The sequence below is a fragment of the Sanguibacter sp. Leaf3 genome (assembly GCF_001425965.1).
GTDB classification, from domain to species: domain Bacteria; phylum Actinomycetota; class Actinomycetes; order Actinomycetales; family Cellulomonadaceae; genus Sanguibacter; species Sanguibacter inulinus.
The window spans coordinates 460,336-479,039 of sequence record NZ_LMRH01000001.1 but is presented as its reverse complement, the minus strand read 5'-3'; the positions used below and the strand labels follow the sequence as shown (position 1 = coordinate 479,039).

Here is an 18,704-nt window from a genome sequence, read left to right as displayed (position 1 = left end):
TGTCAAGGGCGGGGCCCCGAGGTCGCACGTCGTCGCGCGAGGTCGCACGGACACGCCAGATATCGTCGAGAACCCCCGAATCTGGCGTGTCCGTGCGACCTCGGAGTCATTGGGACGACCTGGGCAGGACCGGGGCAGGGAGCGGGCGACAGATAGTTGACAGGTGGAATAAACTCGTCCACACCATGACCTTCCCACTCCAGCCGACGGTGTCGGCGCCGTCCGCTCCGACAGCGTGGACACCGCTGTCCGGGCCGACGCGCCAGATCGCCCTCGAGGTCCTCCTCGACGGGCCGCTGTCGCGCAGCGCCCTGTCGCAACGGCTGGGGCTCTCCCCCGGCAGCCTCACCCGGCTCACCAAGCCGTTGCTCGACGCCGGGCTGCTCGTCGAAGCACTCACCCCCGCAGAGACCGAGGACGCACCACGGCTCGGGCGCCCCGCCCAGCCCCTCGACGTCGACCCGTCCTCGCACCACTTCGTCGGCGTCAAGCTCACCGGCGACCACGCCTACGCCGCGCTGACCGACCTGCGCGCAGGCGTCCTCGCCGCGACCGACGCACCGCTCGACGCCACCGATCCTGAGCACGTGGTCGACGTCGTCGCGACCCTCGTCGACGAGCTCGTCGCGACCCTCGCGACGGTCCGGCCGTCAGCATCCGTCACCGGGCTCGGCGTCAGCCTCGGCGGTCACGTCGAGCGACGCACCGACGTCACACTCGCCGACCACCTCGGCTGGCGCGACCTGCCGCTCGCGGCGCTGCTGTCAGAACGCACAGGTCTGCGGACCGTCGTCGAGAACGACATCGTCGCGGTCACCGAGGCCACGCACTGGTTCGGCGAGGGCCACGGCTGCTCCCGCTTCGCGCTCGTGACGATCGGTGCCGGGATCGGCTACGGCCTCGTCGTGCACGACGAGGCGGTCGAGAGCCCCGAGGCCGGGCTGAGCCTGCTGTCGCACTTCGCGCTCGCCCCCGACGGGCCCGTCGGTCCGTGCGGGCACACAGGTTGCGCGACGGCGATGCTCACGACGGGCGCGCTCATCACCCAGGCCTCCCGACACCTCGGCCGGGACGTCACGTACGACCAGCTGCTCGACCTCGCGGCCGCAGGCGACCCCGTGGCCCGCGACCTCGTCGACGCGAGCGGACGCGCCCTCGGCCGCCTCATCGCCGCGGTCGCGAACTTCACGATGCCCGAGCGCGTAGTGCTCGGCGGCGAAGGCGTCCGCCTCGCCGAGGTCGCCGCCGACGCCGTCCAGCACGGCCTGCACGGCGACCGCGACCCCCGGACCCGCCCGCTCGACATCCGCCTGCAGAGCCCCGAGCTCGCCCACTGGGCCCGCGGGGCCGCCGTGGTCGCGATCCAGGCCTTCGTGCTGGGGCGCTGACGAGCTGGGCGCGCGGAAAGTCGAGAGCGAGAGCGTGCAACAGTCGCAAACCAGCAGAGGCTAGACAGAGTGCTGCGGCGTCAGTACGGTGTGGTTCGCAGACCTCCCCCACTCATGTGGACTCGGGAGGTCTCGCTGTCTCGCCAGGACGTCGCTGCCGCCACAGTCGGGCTCGAGCCCGTGACCACGAGTGCTGCACGGCTCGACCGTAGACGGCCAGCGTGGAGGCCGAGCGGGCGGGGTGCGGCGCTCGTGTGCAGGCATCCTCCCCTAAGGTCAGGGCATGACTCGACCCGGTACTCAGGTGCTCCCCAGGCGGTGGTGGGCTCTGCTGCTCGGTGCCGGTGTGATCCTGCTCGTCCTCGGCGCGGTGATGGCCGTGACCTACTCCCTCGCCTTCGTGCAGAGGGGTGAGACGCCCGGCGGCCTGTCGTTGCCCTTCGTCGACGCCTACCCGACGACCACAGACGTGCTGCTCCCACCCTTCGGCGCCTTCCTCGTCGGTGGCTGCCTGACCTTCATCGGCGAGCTGCAGCGACGCGGGGCGATCGTCCGCGGGTACGGGAACAACATCGCGCTGTTCAGGCCGCTCGGTCTGGTGATGCACGCCTTCTGGATCGTGGTGTCGCTCGCCGTGTGGGTCGCGATCGTGCCGCTGACCCTGTCGAAGGCCTCGCTCGACCAGGCCGCGAGCCCGTCGCTGTCGAACCTCGACGGCGGGTCCGACGTCGTCTTCCTCCTAGGCGTCTACGGCGGGCTGGTCGGTGCGATCACCGGAGCCCTTGTCGGCTCCTGGGTCAAGAAGGCCTGGTACCTGCGCACGGAGCAGCGGCTCGGCCCACCCGACCCCGGGACGAGGTCACCGGGCTGGTGGACCTTCACCTACTACTGGCGCGCAGACGTCTGGCTCGTCGCGCTCGGCGGGCTGCTCCTCGGCGTCGTCCCGCTGCCCTGGTTCCTCGGGAGCACGACAGCGGCTGTCGTCACAGCAGGCATCGGCATGGTCCTCGCGGTCGCCGGGCTGGCGTCGAGCACCCAGTACAGACGCTCGGGCATGCCCCTCGGCACGGGTTCCTCGCTCACCGGCGGGGCGACCACTGAGGCCGGTCCGGACCCCACGCCAACACGCCGCAACCGGCACCGACAGCCCTAGGAGCCCGTCATCCCCAGCCTCGTCCTCGGCGTCATCGGCATGAACGTCTTCGCCGTCGTGCTCGTCGTCGCCCGCGCCCGCGCCTTCCACCAGCCGCTGTACAGGCCGATGCTGCTCAACATCGGCCTGTCGATCCTGCCGGTCTTCGTGCTCCTCGTCGGGCTCGTGGCGACCTTCGTCGCGCTCGCCGGCGCGCGCAGCGACTCGACCGAGGGGGCCTTGCACCCTGTCGCGATCACCATCGCCGTGGTGAGCGCGCTCGTCTGGTTGCTGCTGCTGCCGAACGCGAGCTACCTCATCACCGAGCTCAACCTGAGCCACCGCACCGACGACGACCCGACGCCGCTCTGGTACGACATCGTCCTGGTCATCACCCTGGCGATGTCCGGGGTGCTCAACCTCGTGGTCAACGTCCTCGTGGTGCAGGTGATGTACGGCGTCGCCATGCACCCGACGGACGACGTCGCCGGGCTGACGCGGCCCGACACCCGGCTGATCGCGATAGCGATCATCATGCTCAGCGCGGTCGGCGTGTACCTCGGGCGGTACCTGCGTCTGAACAGCTGGGACGTGACCCACCCGGCGTCCTTCGTCCGCAAGGTGCGCGACCACTTCTCGCAGACCGGTGCGGTGAAGACCTTCCTCGGTTTCACGCTCGTCCACACGATCTTCATCGCGCTGCTGTACCTGACGATCGGCGGGACGATCATCGACCTGGTCGTCGCCTCCCAGCACAGCCGCTGACGAGCAGCCGCGCCCTCCCCGCTCCGCGAGGTCGTACCCTCGGCCTCGAGGTCGCCTGGACACGCCAGAACCGACCTCCCAGGCGCTTCAGCCGGCGTGTCCGTACGACCTCGGCGGCACAGGCACGCGCTCGCGGAGCCATTCGAGCTGGCGGCGGACGTGGAGGGCGTCGCCGCCCTCGTGGTGGTTGAAGGGGTAGACGCAGATCTCCGTCTCGACGACAGGCGACCCACCGCGGCTGCCGTAGTGGTTGTACGCCGCGAAGACCGTCGACGGAGGGCAGATGCTGTCGCGCAGCGCGACGGCGAAGTGCGCGGGGGCCGTCGCCCGACGGCCGAGGTTGACCCCGTCGACGTAGGACAGCGTCCGCATGACCTGGTCGACCTTCTCCCGCTGGACCGCGAGATAGGTGACGACCTCGCCGTAGGGGTGCTGGTCGGTGATGCCGAGCGCCCGTCCCACGTGGCACAGGAACGGCACGCTCGTCAGCAGCGCCGCGAGGTCGGGGACCAGCCCGGCGACGGCGAGCGAGAGCCCTCCGCCCTGGCTGTTCCCCGCCGCGACGACCCGGGCCGGGTCGACGCCGGGGAGCTCGCGGACGGCGTCGACGGCCCGGACCGCGTCGGTGATGAGCCGCGTGTAGTAGTACCCGCTCGGGTCCTCGATCCCGCGGGTCACGAACCCTGGCGCCGCGGGACCGCTGCCGACAGGATCGGGAGTGTCTCCCCCGCTGCCGTGCTGGCTGCCCTGTCCACGGGTGTCCATGACGAGGCTCGCGTACCCGGCGGCGACCCAGGTCAGCCGCTCGTGCGGGAACCCGCGCCCGCGCCCGTAGCCCGCGTACTCGACGACGGCGGGCAGCGGCGTGCCGTCCGAACCGGTCGGGCGGGAGAACCAGGCCTTGACCGGGTCACCGCCGTGCCCGGCGAAGGTCACGTCCCAGGTGTCGACGAGCGCGAGCCCGGTGTCGACGCGGACCGCGTCGACGAGCGCCGGCCGCGCCCGCGCCTCGTCGAGGGTCCTGCGCCAGAAGGCGTCGAGGTCGTCGGGCTCGGGCACCTGCGGGCGGTAGGTCTCGAGCTGGTCCAGGGGCAGGTCGAACAGGGCCATGTGCCGTCCTCGTCGTCGGTCATGTCGAGCCCCGGGCGCCGTCGCACGGGGCGGTGAAGGTCGTACGGTTGGTGCAGGTGGCGCAGCTCGTGCACGGTCCACCGGCGGCATCAGCCTCTCCCGGTGGGTCCGGGACGCACCTCGGATCTCACCCCTCCCAGCGCGCCGTGCTCTCCCTGACGACGAGGGACGTCGCCAGGTCGATGCGCCGGTTGGGGATGCTCTCGCCCCGCGCGAGCGAGATGAGCATGCGTGTCGCGGTCCCGGCCATCTCCTTGAGGGGCTGGTTGACCGTGGTCAGCGCGGGTCCGATCCACTCGGTGAGCGGCAGGTTGTCGTAGCCGACCACCGAGAGGTCTTCGGGGACGCGCAGCCCGAGCTCGCGGGCAGCCCGCAGCACCCCGAGGGCCTGCATGTCCGACCCCGCGAAGATCGCGCTCGGCCGGTCCGGCCGCGAGAGCAGCGCGAGGCCGTGCTCGTAGCCGCCGTCGACGTAGAAGTCGCCGTAGCGGGTCAGGCTCGGGTCGAGCGGGACGCCGGCCTCGTCGTGCGCGCTGCGGTAGCCGTCGACCCGCGCCCGCGAGCACAGGACGTCGCTCGGACCGGAGATCACAGCGACGCGCCGGTGACCGAGGGCCAGCAGGTGCCGGGTCGCGGAGAGCCCGCCGTTCCAGTTGTTCGACCCGACCGTCGGCACGTCCTCGGGCGGCTCGCCCGCGGTGTCGACGACGACGAAGGGGATCGACCGGCTCTCGAGCTGGTGGCGCTGCGAGGCGTCGAGGTTGGAGAGCACGAGCAGCACACCGAGAGGCCTGCGGGCCAGCGCCGCGTCGAGCCACTCCTGGGGAGGCCTGTGCACGCCTCCGAGCTCGGACAGCACGACGCCGACCCCGGCGGCCGCTGCGGCGTCCTCGACACCCCGGATGATCTCGATCGACCAGGCCGAGTCGAGCTCGTGGAAGGCGAGGTCGATGAGCGGCTGCCCGGCCGAGGTCGGCCGCTGACGACGCCGCCTGTACTGGTGACGCTCGAGCATCTCTTCGATGCGCGAGCGCGTCTCGGGCGCGACGTCCGGGCGACCGTTGAGGACCTTGGAGACCGTCGGGATCGACACCCCGGCCTCGGCCGCGATCGACGCGATGGTCGCGGGGGCGGCCGTCCCGGCCTGGGCAGCGGCGACCGCAGGCGCGCTCGGCACCCCGGCCTCGGTCGGGGCGTCACCCCTGGTCGTGCGTGCTGCCATGCGGCTCTCACCTGTCGTCGGGTCGCAACTTTCGAGCGACCATAGCACCCGCTCCCCCGCGCTCGGCAGCGGGGAAAGCCTGTTCCACGAAACCCTTGACGCCCGTCAAGACTTCACCCTACTGTCACGTCTCAACAGGTATCGCCCTTTCGGCCGATACTTTCGAGACCACGACGGAGTGGTGCGCCTGGCGACGACGCCGGGCGACGGCACGACGACGTGACCGACGACGAGGGGTCGCATGACCACGCAGACATCTGGGGCAGCCACAGGCACCCCCGAGCTGGACGCCCCGTGGAGGGACACCCGGCTCGCACCGGCCGAGAGGGCCGCGGCGCTCGTCGCCGTGATGACCCTCGAAGAGAAGATCGCGCAGCTCGTGGGCGTCTGGGTCGGGGCCGACGCCTCGGGCGGAGGCGTCGCACCGCACCAGGCCGACCTGACGCAGGACGTCCCGCCGTGGGACACGCTCGTCCAGCACGGCCTCGGCCAGCTGACCCGGCCCTTCGGCACGGTCCCCGTGGACCCGGCCTCCGGTGCCAGGTCGCTCGCCGCCTCGCAGGAGCAGATCATGGCGGCCAGCCGCTTCGGCATCCCCGCGCAGGTCCACGAAGAGTGCCTCGCCGGCTTCGCCGCCTGGCAGGCGACCGCCTATCCGGTGCCGCTCTCGTGGGGCGCGTCCTTCGACCCCGCGCTCGTCGCCGAGATGTCCCGGCAGATCGGTGAGTCCATGCGTGCCGCCGGGGTCCACCAGGGGCTCGCCCCGGTCCTCGACGTCACCCGCGACTACCGCTGGGGCCGCACCGAGGAGACCATCGGCGAAGACCCCTACCTCGTGGGGACCGTCGGCGCGGCCTACGTGCGCGGCCTCGAGGACTCCGGCGTCGTGGCGACCCTCAAGCACTTCGCCGGGTACTCCGCCTCCCGCTCGGGACGCAACCTCGCCCCGGCGTCGATGGGCCCGCGCGAGCTCGGCGACGTGATCCTGCCGCCCTTCGAGATGGCGCTGCGGCTCGGCGGGGCCCGCTCAGTCATGCACTCCTACGCCGAGGTCGACGGCGTCCCGGCCGCCGCCGACGAGGGGCTGCTCACCACGCTGCTCCGCGACACCTGGGGCTTCGACGGGATCGTGGTCGCCGACTACTTCGGCGTGAAGTTCCTCGAGACGCTCCACAAGGTCGCGGCCGACGCGACCCAGGCCGCGCACCTCGCGCTGCGCGCCGGGGTCGACGTCGAGCTCCCCACGGTCGACGCCTACGGCCCGGCCCTCGTCGAGGCCGTCCGACGCGGCGACGTCCCCGAGGCCCTCGTCGACAGGGCGCTGGACAGGGTGCTCACCCAGAAGGCCGAGCTCGGCCTCCTCGACCCCGGCTGGCAGGCCCTGCCCACCGACGTCGAGACCCTCACCCTCGACGACGCCGAGCGGCAGGACGTCGCGCTGCGGCTCGCCCGCGAGGCCGTCGTCCTGCTCACCAACCGCGACGCGACGCTCCCCCTCGCACCCGGCGCCAGGGTCGCGCTCGTCGGCCCGCTCGCCGACCAGCCGATGGCGATGCTCGGCTGCTACTCCTTCCCCGCGCACGTCGGGGTCCACCACCCCGACCACGCCGTCGGGATCGACATCCCGTCCGTCCGCACGGCCCTCGCCGAGCACCACGACGTGACCTACGCCCGCGGCTGCGACGTGATCGACCCCGACACCAGCGGTATCGCCGAGGCCGTCGAGCGTGCCCGCGACGCCGACGTGTGCGTGGTCGCCGTCGGCGACCGCGCCGGGCTCTTCGGCCGCGGCACCTCGGGCGAGGGCTGCGACGCGACCGACCTGCGGCTGCCCGGCGTGCAGGCCGAGCTCGTCGAGGCCGTGCTCGCGACAGGCACCCCCGTGGTCCTGCTGCTGCTCACCGGCAGGCCCTACGCGCTGGGCGGTCTGGCCGACGAGGCTGCCGCCGTGGTCCAGGCCTTCTTCCCCGGGCAGCTGGGCGGGGTCGCGCTCGCGGAGATCCTCACCGGCGCGGTCTCCCCCTCGGGACGCCTGCCCGTGAGCATCCCTGCCCACCCCGGGTCGCAGCCCGGCACATACCTCTCGCCGCCGCTCGGGCACAGGTCGAGCGTGTCCTCCGTCGACCCGACAGCGGCCTTCCCCTTCGGCCACGGCCTCGGCTACGCGTCGATCTCGTGGGGCGAGGCCTCCGTCGTCGGCGCAGGGCCTGGCGACAGGGCCGCGTGGGCCGTCGACGGCGAGGTCCAGGTCGAGGTGACGCTCGAGAACACCGGCGACGTCGCCGGCGCGGACGTCGTCCAGCTGTACCTGCACGACCACGTCGCGCAGGTGACCCGACCCGTCGTCAGGCTCGTCGGCTACGCACGGGTCGCGCTCGAGCCCGGTGAGTCACGCCGCGTGACCTTCACGGTCCACGCCGACCTCACGTCCTTCGTCGGTCTCGCCGGCCACAGGGTGGTCGAGCCCGGTGACGTCGACCTCCTCGTCTCCAGGTCGAGCGCGGAGGTCAGCACGAGGCTCGCGCTCCGGCTCGTCGGCGAAGAGCGCCGGGCGGACCACAGCCGCGAGCTCGTGACGGGCGTCGAGGTCGGGGCGCCCACCGGGGGCCGACCGTGACCGCCCCGGAGGCTGTCGCCCCGCCGCCGGGTGCGTCCGCTGCGCAGGCCGGCCGGACGCAGAAGGCGCGGTCGACCACGCGGCGCGGCAGGTCGGACGGTCGGCCACCGCTGCGCAAGGTCCTGCGCAGGGACTGGCAGATCTACTCCCTCGCCGTGCTGCCGCTGATCTTCTTCCTCGTGTTCCGCTACCTGCCGATGCTCGGCAACGTCATCGCCTTCAGGCGCTTCCGCCCGGGCGGCAGCATCTTCGGCGACGAGTGGGTCGGCCTGCGCTACGTGCAGATGTTCCTCGAGGACCCGACGTTCTGGAAGGTCTTCGGCAACACGCTGGCCCTCGGTGCGCTGTCGCTGCTCGTCTGCTTCCCGCTGCCGATCATCCTCGCGCTGCTGCTCAACGAGGTGCGCTCGCGCTACTTCAAGCGCTTCGTGCAGACCGTCTCGTACCTGCCGCACTTCTTGTCGATCGTCATCGTGGCCGGGATGCTCATGCAGATCTTGTCCCTCGAGGGCACGGTCAACCAGATCCTCGGGTTCTTCGGCGGGGACGCGATCTCGTTCCTGCAGCAGCCCGAGTGGTTCCGCACCATCTACGTCTCCTCCGAGGTGTGGCAGACCGTCGGCTGGGGCACGATCCTCTACCTCGCGGCGCTCACCACCGTCGACGCGAGCCTCTACGAGGCGGCACGGATCGACGGGGCCAACCGCTGGAGCCAGACCTGGCACGTCACGCTGCCGGGCATCCGCCCGACGATGGTCACGCTGCTGATCCTCAACATCGGCGCGTTCATGGCTGTGGGCTTCGAGAAGATCCTGCTCATCTACAACCCCATGACCTATCCGACAGCCGACGTCATCTCGACGTACCTGTACCGCGTCGGTCTGGTGTCGAACAACTTCAGCTACGCCGCGGCGATCGGTCTCTTCGAGGCGATCATCGGGCTGACGCTCATCCTGTCCGCGAACGCGATCTCGCGCCGAGCCGTTGGAGCAAGCCTGTGGTGACCACGACAGTCTCCCCGACAGGGACCCCCGGCACGCCCGGGACCCCGCCCCGCACGCCAGCACCCACCCGCACCCGCGGCCTCAAGGACTCGCGCGGCTACCGCGTCTTCCAGGTGGTCAACGCCGTCGTGCTGCTCGGCGTCGTGGTGGTGACGCTGTACCCCTTCGTCAACATCCTCGCGCAGTCCTTCAGCTCGGACTCGGCGATCCGCGCAGGGCAGGTCAATCTGCTGCCGAAGGGCTTCAACCTCACCACGTACCAGCTGGTGATGAGCGACTCGATGTTCTGGACCAACTACAAGAACACCGTGGTCTACACGGTGGTCGCGACAGCCATCGCGATCGTCCTCACCACCTGCTACGCCTACGTGCTGTCCAAGAAGAACCTGCGCGGGCGGGGTCTGCTCATCGGCATCGCGGTGTTCACGATGTTCTTCAACGGCGGGCTGATCCCCAACTATGTGCTCATCACGAGCCTGGGGCTCAAGAACACGCTGTGGGCGATCGTGCTGCCCAACGCCATCTCGGTGTTCAACCTGCTGGTGATGAAGTCCTTCTTCGAGAACATGCCCGAAGAGCTCGAGGAGGCCGCGCAGATCGACGGCCTGTCGACCTACGGCACCCTCGCGCGCATCGTGCTGCCGCTGTCGAAGGCCGTGCTCGCCACGATGCTGCTCTTCTACGCGGTGAGCTTCTGGAACTCCTGGTTCGCGGCCTTCCTCTACATGGACAAGGCCGAGCTGTTCCCGGTGACCGTGTACCTGCGCAACCTCATCTCAGGTGCCACCTCGGCCAGCTCGACAGGTGCCGGCGTGGCCGAGGTCGCCCAGGTCTCGGCGAACATCCAGGCCGTGACGATCATCCTCACCGTCCTGCCCATCTTGTGCCTCTACCCGATGATCCAGAAGTACTTCGTGTCGGGCGTGATGCTCGGCTCGGTCAAGGGCTGAGCGCACCTGCCACCAACCTCCGAACGATCCGACCGACGAAGTGCGTATCGAAAGGTGTCCAGCAATGAAGCGAACACACACCATGACGGCAGTCGCCGTCGCGACAGGGATGCTCGCCCTCGCGGCCTGCGGCAGCGGCGGGGCGTCCGACGACGACACCGGCGCCGCGCTCGCCAACGACGCGGGGTCGATGGCCGACTACGGTGTCGGCGACCAGTTCACGGCGACGGAGCCGTTGTCCTTCCCGATCTTGTACAGCGACCACCCGAACTACCCGATCCAGGACGACTGGATGCTCTGGCAGGAGATCGAAGAGCGCGCGAACGTCACGCTCGAGCCCACGGTCGTGCCGATGAGCGACTACGAGCAGAAGCGCAGCCTGCTCGTCGGGGCCGGTGACGCCCCGCTGATCCTGCCCAAGACGTACCCGGGCCAGGAGGCCGCCTTCGTCTCCTCGGGCGCGATCTTGCCCGTGAGCGACTACATCGACCTCATGCCGAACTTCAAGGACAAGGTCGAGAAGTGGGGGCTCGACGCCAACCTCGACACGCTCCGCCAGGAAGACGGCAAGTACTACGTGCTGCCCGGTCTGCACGAGGCCGTGTGGCAGGACTACACGATCGCCGTGCGCACCGACATCATGGAAGAGCTCGGGCTCGAGCAGCCGAAGGACTGGGACGAGTTCCGCGACATGCTCGCGGCCATGAAGGCGGCCTACCCGGACGTCTACCCGCTCTCCGACCGCTTCAGCATCCCGACCCCGACGGGCAACCTGCTCAACCTGCTCGGCATGACCTACGGGACGTCCGCAGGCTGGGGCTACGCCAACCAGCAGTGGGACGAGGAGGCCGGCGAGTTCGTCTTCCCCGGGACCACCGACGAGTACCGCGAGATGGTCGAGTACCTGCACGGCCTCGTCGAGGACGGCCTGGTCGACCCGGAGAGCTTCACGCAGGACGACGACTCCGCGATCCAGAAGCTCGCGAACGGCAAGTCCTTCGCGATCAGCACGAACGCCCAGACCCTCGTCAACGACTACCGCCCGGCGCTGGCCGCGACGCTCCCAGACGCCGAGATCTCGAAGATCCGTCTGCCCGCCGGCCCGGCCGGTGACGTGGTGTCGGGGACCTCGCTGCTCGAGAACGGCCTGATGATCAGCTCCGACGCCAAGGACGACGAGAACTTCGTCGCGATGATGCAGTTCATCGACTGGCTCTGGTACTCCGACGAGGGCCAGGAGTTCGCCAAGTGGGGTGTCGAGGGCACGACCTACACCAAGGACGCCGACGGCACGCGGGTCCTCGACCCGGGGATCGACTTCATCGGGCTCAACCCGGGTGCCCCGAAGCACCTGCAGAAGGACTTCGGGTTCTCGGGCGGTGTCTTCGCCTACGGCGGCACGACAGACCTGCTGTGGTCGACCTTCTCCGACGAGGAGGTCGCCTTCCAGGAGAGCATGGCCGACAAGGAGGTCCTGCCGCTCCAGCCGCCGTTCCCCTTCGACGAGATCGAGCGTGAGCAGGCGACCCTGCTCGAGACCCCGCTCAAGGACACGGTCCAGCAGGGCACGCTCCAGTTCGTCCTCGGCCAGCGTGACCTGTCCGAGTGGGACGCCTACGTCGCCGAGATCGAGGCCAAGGGCTCGACGCAGTACATCGAGCTCGTCAACGCCGCCCACGACCGGTACGCCGAGGCCAACGGCTGACAGCCGCCCCGGGCGGGTCTGGTCGCGCACCACGCGCAGCCCGACCCGCCCGGTTCTCCCGTCCGACCCACCACGACTCCCCCACCTGGAGACCCCCGTGCGCACGATCCTCCCCGACACCTCGACAGGCCTTCTCGGCGACTCCTGGCGCACCTGCGTCGGCACCGGCCGGATGGAGCTCGCGCTGCGCCGCGACTACCAGGACTCCCTCGCCCTCGTGCAGCGCGAGATCGGGTTCCGGCACATCCGCGGTCACGGGCTCTTCAGCGACGGCATGGGGATCTACAAGCCCTACGAGGTCGACGGCCGCCAGGAGGTGCTCTACTCCTTCACCTACCTCGACCAGGTGGTCGACGCGTACCTCGAGCTGGGGATCGAGCCCTTCCTCGAGCTCGGCTTCATGCCCGAGGCCCTCGCCTCCGGGGACGCCACGGTGTTCTGGTGGAAGGGCAACATCACGCCCCCGTCCTCCTACGACGCGTGGGCGGACCTGGTCCGGGCGACCCTGACCCACCTCGTCGAGCGCTACGGCCTCGAGCGGGTCCGCGGGTGGCCCGTCGAGGTGTGGAACGAGCCGAACCTCGTGAACTTCTGGCTCGACGCCGACCAGCAGGAGTACTTCCGCCTCTACGAGGTGACGGCCCGGGCCGTCAAGGACGTCGACCCCCAGATCCAGGTGGGCGGGCCGGCGATCTCCCCCGGGGCCGACGCCTGGTGGGAGCCGTTCCTGGCCTTCGTCGAGGCGCACGACGCGCCGCTCGATTTCGTCAGCTCGCACGCCTACGCGACGGGGCCCGCGCAGCACGTGCCCTTCGGCACCTACCAGACGCTCCGCGAGTCCGACCACCTGCTCGAGCAGCTCGCCGCGCCCCGGGAGCACCTGGCCGGCACGCGCTACGCCGGTGTCCCCGTGCACATCACCGAGTACAGCTCGTCGTACAGGCCCGACAACCCCGTGCACGACACAGCCTTCAACGCCGCCTACCTGGCCCCGGTGCTCGCTGCGGGTGGCGACCTCGTCGACTCCTTCTCGTACTGGACCTTCAGCGACATGTTCGAGGAGGAGGGTGTCCCCGCGGCGATCTTCCACGGCGGCTTCGGGCTCCTCACGCACCGGCAGATCAAGAAGCCGACCTTCCACCTCTTCGCCTTCATGGCCCGGATGGGTCAGCACGTGCTCGCCCGCGGTGAGGACCACCTCGTCTGCCGCGACGACGACGGGCGGGTCACAGTCCTCGCCTGGCAGCCGGTCCACGGGACCGACGGCCCGGCCGCGCCAGCCCGTCACGAGATCAGGCTGTCGCTGCCTGTAGGCGCGGACTCGGCCCGTACAGGCTCGGGCTCGGGCTCGGGCTCGACCAGCACGTCCGGCCCGGCCACGGTGCTCGTCGAGACCGCGAGCGTCGACGAGACCGAGGGCAACGCCTTCGCCGCCTGGCAGCACATGGGCCGCCCGCGGTCGCCGAGCGAGCGGCAGGTCGCCACGCTCCGGGCGCTCGCCGAGCCGGTCCGCCGGCACGCGAGCCTGCCCGTGGTCGACGGACGCGTCGAGCTCGACCTGGACCTGCGCCGCCACGGCGTGACCTTCGTCGAGATCACCCCCGTCGTCGACGAGACCCCGTCGTGGCTCGACGACCGCCGGATCGTCGGGCAGGACGAGGTGGTCCGGTGAGCCTCACGGGGGTGCGCCCGGTCGAGCACCGGGACGGCACCCAGATCGGCGACGGCTTCCTCGCCCGGGGCGCCGTCGTCGGCTACAGGTTCCTCGTGCTCGAGGTCGTCATGCTGGTGAGCCTCGCACCAGCGCTCGCCCTGGCCACGGTGCTCGACCGCGACCCGAGCAACCTGCCACTCCTCGTGCTCGCCCTGCTGCCCGCCGGTCCGGCCCTCTCTGCTGCGGTCTCGGTCCTCGCGCACCCCGAGGAGATCGCCGACCTCGCCACGGGTCGCCGCTACTGGCGTGCCTACAGACGCGACGCGCTGGCCGTCCTCAGGCTCTGGGCGCCGCTCGTCGCCGGTCTCGCGGTGATCGCCTTCTCCCTCGCGCACCTCGACGTCGCCGGTGTCCCCGCGTGGTGGGGCGGGGCTCTCGTGGTGGTCGCGGCGCTCGCCCTGGTGTGGGGCATGAACACCCTGGTGATCACCGCGCTCTTCGACTTCAGGGCGCGCGACGTCGCACGCCTGGCCGGGTACCTGCTCGGTCGACGACCGCTCACCTCCCTCAAGCACCTCTCCCTCCTCGTGCTGCTCGCAGGGACCACTTACCTCACCTCCGACGTGGTCCCCGTGCTGCTCGCCCCCCTCGTCGCGGCCGTGCTGCTCAGCTCGAGCGCCCGGCTGCGCACCGACATCGCCCAGGAGTTCCTCGCATGACCCTCCCGACCACAGACCACCTGCCCTACGGCGGCGACTACAACCCCGAGCAGTGGGGGCCGCAGGTGTGGGACGAGGACTACAGGCTCTTCGACGCCGCTGGCATCACGACGGTCACGCTCGGGGTCTTCGCCTGGGCGCACACGCAGCCGTCAGCCGACACCTACGACTTCAGCCGCCTCGACGCGATCGTCGAGAGGGCGAGCGCCGAGGGCCGGCTGATCTGCCTGGCCACGGGTACCGGCGCGCAGCCGCCGTGGCTCGCCACGGAGTTCCCCGAGGTGACCCGGGTCGACTTCGAGGGCCGCCGGCACCTCTACGGCCAGCGCCACAACTCGTGCCCCTCGTCACCGGCGTTCCGCAGGTTCTCGACCGAGCTCGCCCGGCGGGTCGCCGCCCGGTACGCGGGCAACCCTGCCGTCGTCGCGTGGCACGTCAACAACGAGTACGGCGGGGCTGGTGGCGCCTGCTACTGCGACCTCTGCGCACAGGGGTTCCGCAGCTGGCTCCGCGAGCGCTACGGCAGCCTCGACGCGCTCAACCACGCCTGGTGCACCACCTTCTGGTCGCACACCTTCACGGCGTGGGAGCAGATCGTGCCGCCGTCGGCGCTCAGCGAGCACTGGCGCGGGCCTGAGCACACGGCCTTCCAGGGGATCACCCTGGACTACCTGCGCTTCATGACCGACGCGATGCTCGCGAACTTCGTCGACGAGAAGGCCGCGATCCGCGAGTCGAGCCCCGACGTGCCCGTGACGACCAACTTCATGGGGATGTTCAAGCACCTCGACTACCACCGGTGGGCGCCGCACCTCGACTTCGCGTCGTGGGACAACTACCCGCCCGACGCCCGGTCGCAGGCCCGGATGGCCTTCACCCACGACCTGATGCGCGGCCTCAAGGACGGTCAGCCGTTCTGGCTCATGGAGCAGACACCGAGCGTCACCGCGAGCCGCGACGTCAACCCGCTCAAGGCGCCGGGGGTCATGGCGTCGTGGAGCTGGCAGGCTGTCGCGCACGGCGCCGACGCCGTCCTCTACTTCCAGATGCGGGCCTCGCGCGGCGCGAGCGAGAAGTACCACGGCGCGGTCATAGGGCACTCTGGGCGCTCCGACACCCGGGTCTTCCAGGAGGCCGCTGCCCTGGGCGCGGACCTTGGACGCGTCGGGACGATCACCCTCGGCGCCCGCACCCGGGCCCGGGTCGCGATCCTCTTCGACTGGGACTCGTGGTGGGCCCTCGAGATGTCCGACGGACCCTCGCGGCGCGTGCGGTACCAGCAGGTGGTGCTCGCCTACCACCGGGCGCTGTGGGACGCGAACGTCGACATCGACGCCGTCGCGGTGACAGCAGACCTCAGCGGCTACGACGTGGTCGTCGCACCGGCGCTGCACATGATCAAGGGCGACCTCGCCGAGCGTCTGACAGCTGTCGCCCAGCGGGGCGGGACCGTGGTGACCACCTTCTTGTCGGGTCGGGTCGACGAGGACGACAACGCCTTCCTCGCCGACGTCCCCGGACCGCTCGCGCCGCTCGTGGGCGTGCGGGTCGACGAGTGGGACGCGCAGGAGGCCGACGTGGTCAACCCCGTCGTGCTCGACGACGGGACGGGTGAGGCCGTCGAGGTCGGCTCGACGCTGCTCTTCGAGCTCGTGCTGCCGCAGGGCGCCGAGGTGGTCGGGCTGTACACGCGCGACTTCTACGCCGGGACCGCCGCCGTGACGCGGAACGAGGTCGGCGAAGGAGAAGCCTGGTACGTCGGGGCCGGTCTCGACGCCGACGGCGTCGCCTGGGTGATGCGCCGTGTGCTCGACCGCCACGGGCTCGTCGGCCCGCTCGCCGACGTGCCCGACGTCGAGGTGGCCACGCGCTTCCGGGACGACGGCAGCCGGGTCACCTTCGTCATCAACCACCGCGACGAGGCTGTCGACGTCGCGTCACCCGTGGACGGGGACGAGCTGCTCGGCGGGACGGCGCTGCGCGCGGGCGAGACCGTGAGGCTGGCACCGCAGCAGGTGCTCGTCGTGGCGACACCGGCTGCCGCAGCACCCCGGTCCGACACCCCAGCCCGGTCCGACGCCGCAGCCCGGTCTGACCTAGCACCCCTGTCCCCCGAACCTGCCCTCACCGACGGAGACCTCCGATGATCCCGCAGACCCCCGGCGTACACCCCGCCTGGCTCCCCGACGCAGCACTCGCGACCCTGGGTGCTGTCGACACCGTCGTCCTCGGAGACGGGCCTCTCGTCGACACCGTGCGCGCCGAGGTCGCGCACGCAGCCACCCTCCGCGGTGGTGAGGCCGCCCCCGGTCGCCTCACCCTCGCACTCCTGGGTGCCGTCCCCGACGACGCACCCGAACCGGTGCTCGCGGCGATCGACGCCGCAGCCGGTGCAGGTCTCGGCGAACCCCGCGGTACCGGCCCGGGCGAGCCCCGCGAGGCTGCAGCCGACGAGTCGTCGAGCACGCTCGGCGACGAGGGCTTCGTCATCGTCAGGTCCGGTACCCCGCAGGGCCCGACCACCACGATCCTCGCCGGGACCGGCCACGGGCTGCTGCACGGCTGGTTCCACCTGGTGCGCGAGGGTGCGCTCGCTCAGGGGGGACCGGGCGCGCAGGGGGCGCGCGGTCCCGAGGGCACGAGCACCTCGACCGCGCCGGGCACCTCGAGCCACGAGCACGACGAGCTCTCCGTCGACGTGCACAGGCCCACCCACGACCTGCGTGTCCTCGACCACTGGGACAACATCTCGGTCCACCCCGTCATGGGGCAGGTCGAGCGCGGGTACTCGGGCGGGTCGCTCTTCTACGACGACGGGTCGCTGCGCCCGGACCTCGGCAAGGTCCGTCAGTACGCCCGTCTGCTCGCGGCGAGCGGCGTGAACCGTGTCGCCCTCAACAACGTCAACGTCGGACGACGCGAGGCCGAGCTGCTCACCACGCACCTCGACGACGTCGTCGCGCTCGCCGACGCCTTCAGGCCCTACGGCGTGCGCGTGCACCTGTCGGTGAGCTTCGCCTCGCCCGTCGTGCTCGGCGGGCTCACGACCGCCGACCCTGCGGACCCGGGCGTCCAGGCCTGGTGGGCCCAGGCCGCGAGCGCCGTCTACGCGGCCGTCCCCGACTTCGGCGGGTTTGTCGTCAAGGCCGACTCCGAGGGGCAGCCGGGCCCCTTCAGCTACGGGCGCGACCACGCCGACGGCGCGAACATGCTGGCGCGTGCGCTCGCACCGCACGGTGGGACCGTGCACTGGCGGGCCTTCGTCTACGACCACCACCAGGACTGGCGGGACAGGTCGACCGACCGGGCGCGGGCCGCCTACGACCACTTCACGCCGCTCGACGGGCGCTTCGACGACAACGTCGTGCTGCAGGTCAAGCTCGGCCCGATCGACTTCCAGGTGCGCGAGCCGCTCTCCCCCGTGGTCCTGGCGATGCCGCAGACCCGGGTGGCCGTCGAGGTCCAGGTGACCCAGGAGTACACGGGGCAGCAGAAGCACGTCGCGTACCTCGCACCCCAGTGGACGGACGCGCTCCAGGCGCGGCCGTGGGGGGACGAGGGGCCGGCGGTCTCCGACGTGACGTCGGGGACGAGCCGAGGGCTCGACGCCGCGGCTGCCCGGACCGAGGCTGCGGCCTCGGGCACAAAGGACAGCGGCGCGGGCGCACCTCGCACCGCAGGCGGCGGCCTCGCCGCGGTCTCGAACGTCGGGGACGACGTCTTCTGGACCGGGCACCCCTTCGCCCAGGCGAACCTCTACGCCTTCGGCCGCCTCGCCTGGGACCCGACGCTCACGGCCGAGCAGATCCTCGACGAGTGGGTCGCGCTGACCTTCGGCGACGCACCTGCAGAGCTGCGCTCGACGGTCCGCAACCTGCTGTCAGGGTCCCTCGACGTGTACGAGCAGTACACAGCACCCCTCGGCGTGGGCTTCATGGTGAGCCCGACCCGTCACCACTACGGCCCCGACGTCGACGGCTACGAGTACACGGCGTGGGGCACGTACCACTTCGCCGACCGCGACGGCGTGGGCGTCGACAGGACCCGCGCGACAGGCACAGGCTTCGCGGGGCTCTTCCCCCCGGAGCTCGCCCAGACCTACGAGTCCCTCGACACCTGCCCCGACGAGCTTCTGCTGTTCCTGCACCATGTGCCGTACTCCCACGTGCTGCACTCGGGGAAGACAGTCGTGCAGCACATCTACGACACGCACTTCGCGGGGGTCGAGCGTGTCGAGGAGATGCTCACCGCGTGGGAGAAGGTCGCGCCGCTGGCCGACCCCGACCTCGCCGCCCGCGTCACCGAGCGCCTCGCCGAGCAGCACAGGTCGGCCGTCGAGTGGCGCGACCAGATCAACACGTACTTCTTCCGCAAGTCCGGGGTCGCCGACGAGCGGGGACGGAGGATCTACTGACAC

Annotated in this window: 13 protein-coding genes; 11 read left to right on the top strand and 2 right to left on the bottom strand. The window is 71.0% G+C overall.

Going from position 1 to position 18,704, the window contains the following annotated elements; genetic code table 11:
- Positions 1 to 185: 185 nt before the first annotated feature.
- From ASG53_RS02070 to ASG53_RS02060, 3 genes are all read left to right on the top strand, one after another.
- Positions 186 to 1,388: an ROK family transcriptional regulator gene (locus ASG53_RS02070; protein WP_056127801.1), complete on the top strand. Its 1,203-nt coding sequence runs from the start codon at positions 186 to 188 to the stop codon at positions 1,386 to 1,388.
- Between the two features lie 283 nt (positions 1,389 to 1,671).
- Positions 1,672 to 2,541: a hypothetical protein gene (locus tag ASG53_RS02065; protein ID WP_156382635.1), complete on the top strand. Its 870-nt coding sequence runs from the start codon at positions 1,672 to 1,674 to the stop codon at positions 2,539 to 2,541.
- Between the two features lie 39 nt (positions 2,542 to 2,580).
- Complete coding sequence (locus ASG53_RS02060) at positions 2,581 to 3,285, top strand: DUF1361 domain-containing protein (RefSeq protein ID WP_056127796.1); 705 nt, start codon at positions 2,581 to 2,583, stop codon at positions 3,283 to 3,285.
- 87 nt (positions 3,286 to 3,372) lie between these two features.
- Here ASG53_RS02060 and ASG53_RS02055 read toward each other — a convergent pair whose 3' ends face one another.
- Positions 3,373 to 4,395, bottom strand: a complete 1,023-nt coding sequence (locus ASG53_RS02055; RefSeq protein ID WP_056127792.1) for an acetylxylan esterase — start codon at positions 4,393 to 4,395, stop codon at positions 3,373 to 3,375.
- 148 nt (positions 4,396 to 4,543) lie between these two features.
- Positions 4,544 to 5,638: a LacI family DNA-binding transcriptional regulator gene (locus ASG53_RS02050; protein ID WP_082543720.1), complete on the bottom strand. Its 1,095-nt coding sequence runs from the start codon at positions 5,636 to 5,638 to the stop codon at positions 4,544 to 4,546.
- 241 nt (positions 5,639 to 5,879) lie between these two features.
- Here ASG53_RS02050 and ASG53_RS02045 point away from each other — a divergent pair, with 241 nt between their 5' ends.
- The 8 genes from ASG53_RS02045 (at position 5,880) to ASG53_RS02010 (ending at position 18,701) form a co-directional block, all read left to right on the top strand.
- Positions 5,880 to 8,255: a glycoside hydrolase family 3 N-terminal domain-containing protein gene (locus tag ASG53_RS02045; RefSeq protein WP_056127789.1), complete on the top strand. Its 2,376-nt coding sequence runs from the start codon at positions 5,880 to 5,882 to the stop codon at positions 8,253 to 8,255.
- A complete protein-coding gene (locus ASG53_RS02040; RefSeq protein ID WP_082543719.1) occupies positions 8,252 to 9,259 on the top strand; it encodes an ABC transporter permease in 1,008 nt (335 codons plus the stop codon). The genes ASG53_RS02045 and ASG53_RS02040 overlap by 4 nt, the downstream gene beginning before the upstream one ends.
- Positions 9,253 to 10,209, top strand: coding sequence for a carbohydrate ABC transporter permease (locus ASG53_RS02035; RefSeq protein ID WP_373367317.1), 957 nt, complete (start codon positions 9,253 to 9,255; stop codon positions 10,207 to 10,209). Before ASG53_RS02040 ends, ASG53_RS02035 begins: the two co-directional genes overlap by 7 nt.
- 64 nt (positions 10,210 to 10,273) lie before the next feature.
- Positions 10,274 to 11,914 carry an ABC transporter substrate-binding protein gene (locus tag ASG53_RS02030; protein ID WP_056127786.1) on the top strand — a complete coding sequence of 547 codons (1,641 nt, stop codon included), beginning with the start codon at positions 10,274 to 10,276 and terminating at the stop codon, positions 11,912 to 11,914.
- A 97-nt stretch (positions 11,915 to 12,011) separates the two neighbouring features.
- Positions 12,012 to 13,586, top strand: a complete 1,575-nt coding sequence (locus ASG53_RS02025; protein WP_056127783.1) for a GH39 family glycosyl hydrolase — start codon at positions 12,012 to 12,014, stop codon at positions 13,584 to 13,586.
- A complete protein-coding gene (locus ASG53_RS02020; RefSeq protein WP_056127779.1) occupies positions 13,583 to 14,287 on the top strand; it encodes a hypothetical protein in 705 nt (234 codons plus the stop codon). Before ASG53_RS02025 ends, ASG53_RS02020 begins: the two co-directional genes overlap by 4 nt.
- Positions 14,284 to 16,434 (top strand): beta-galactosidase, encoded by a 2,151-nt coding sequence (locus ASG53_RS02015; protein ID WP_056127776.1) that lies wholly within the window; start codon positions 14,284 to 14,286, stop codon positions 16,432 to 16,434. Before ASG53_RS02020 ends, ASG53_RS02015 begins: the two co-directional genes overlap by 4 nt.
- Positions 16,431 to 18,701 carry an alpha-glucuronidase gene (locus tag ASG53_RS02010; RefSeq protein WP_056127773.1) on the top strand — a complete coding sequence of 757 codons (2,271 nt, stop codon included), beginning with the start codon at positions 16,431 to 16,433 and terminating at the stop codon, positions 18,699 to 18,701. Before ASG53_RS02015 ends, ASG53_RS02010 begins: the two co-directional genes overlap by 4 nt.
- Positions 18,702 to 18,704: the final 3 nt, after the last annotated feature.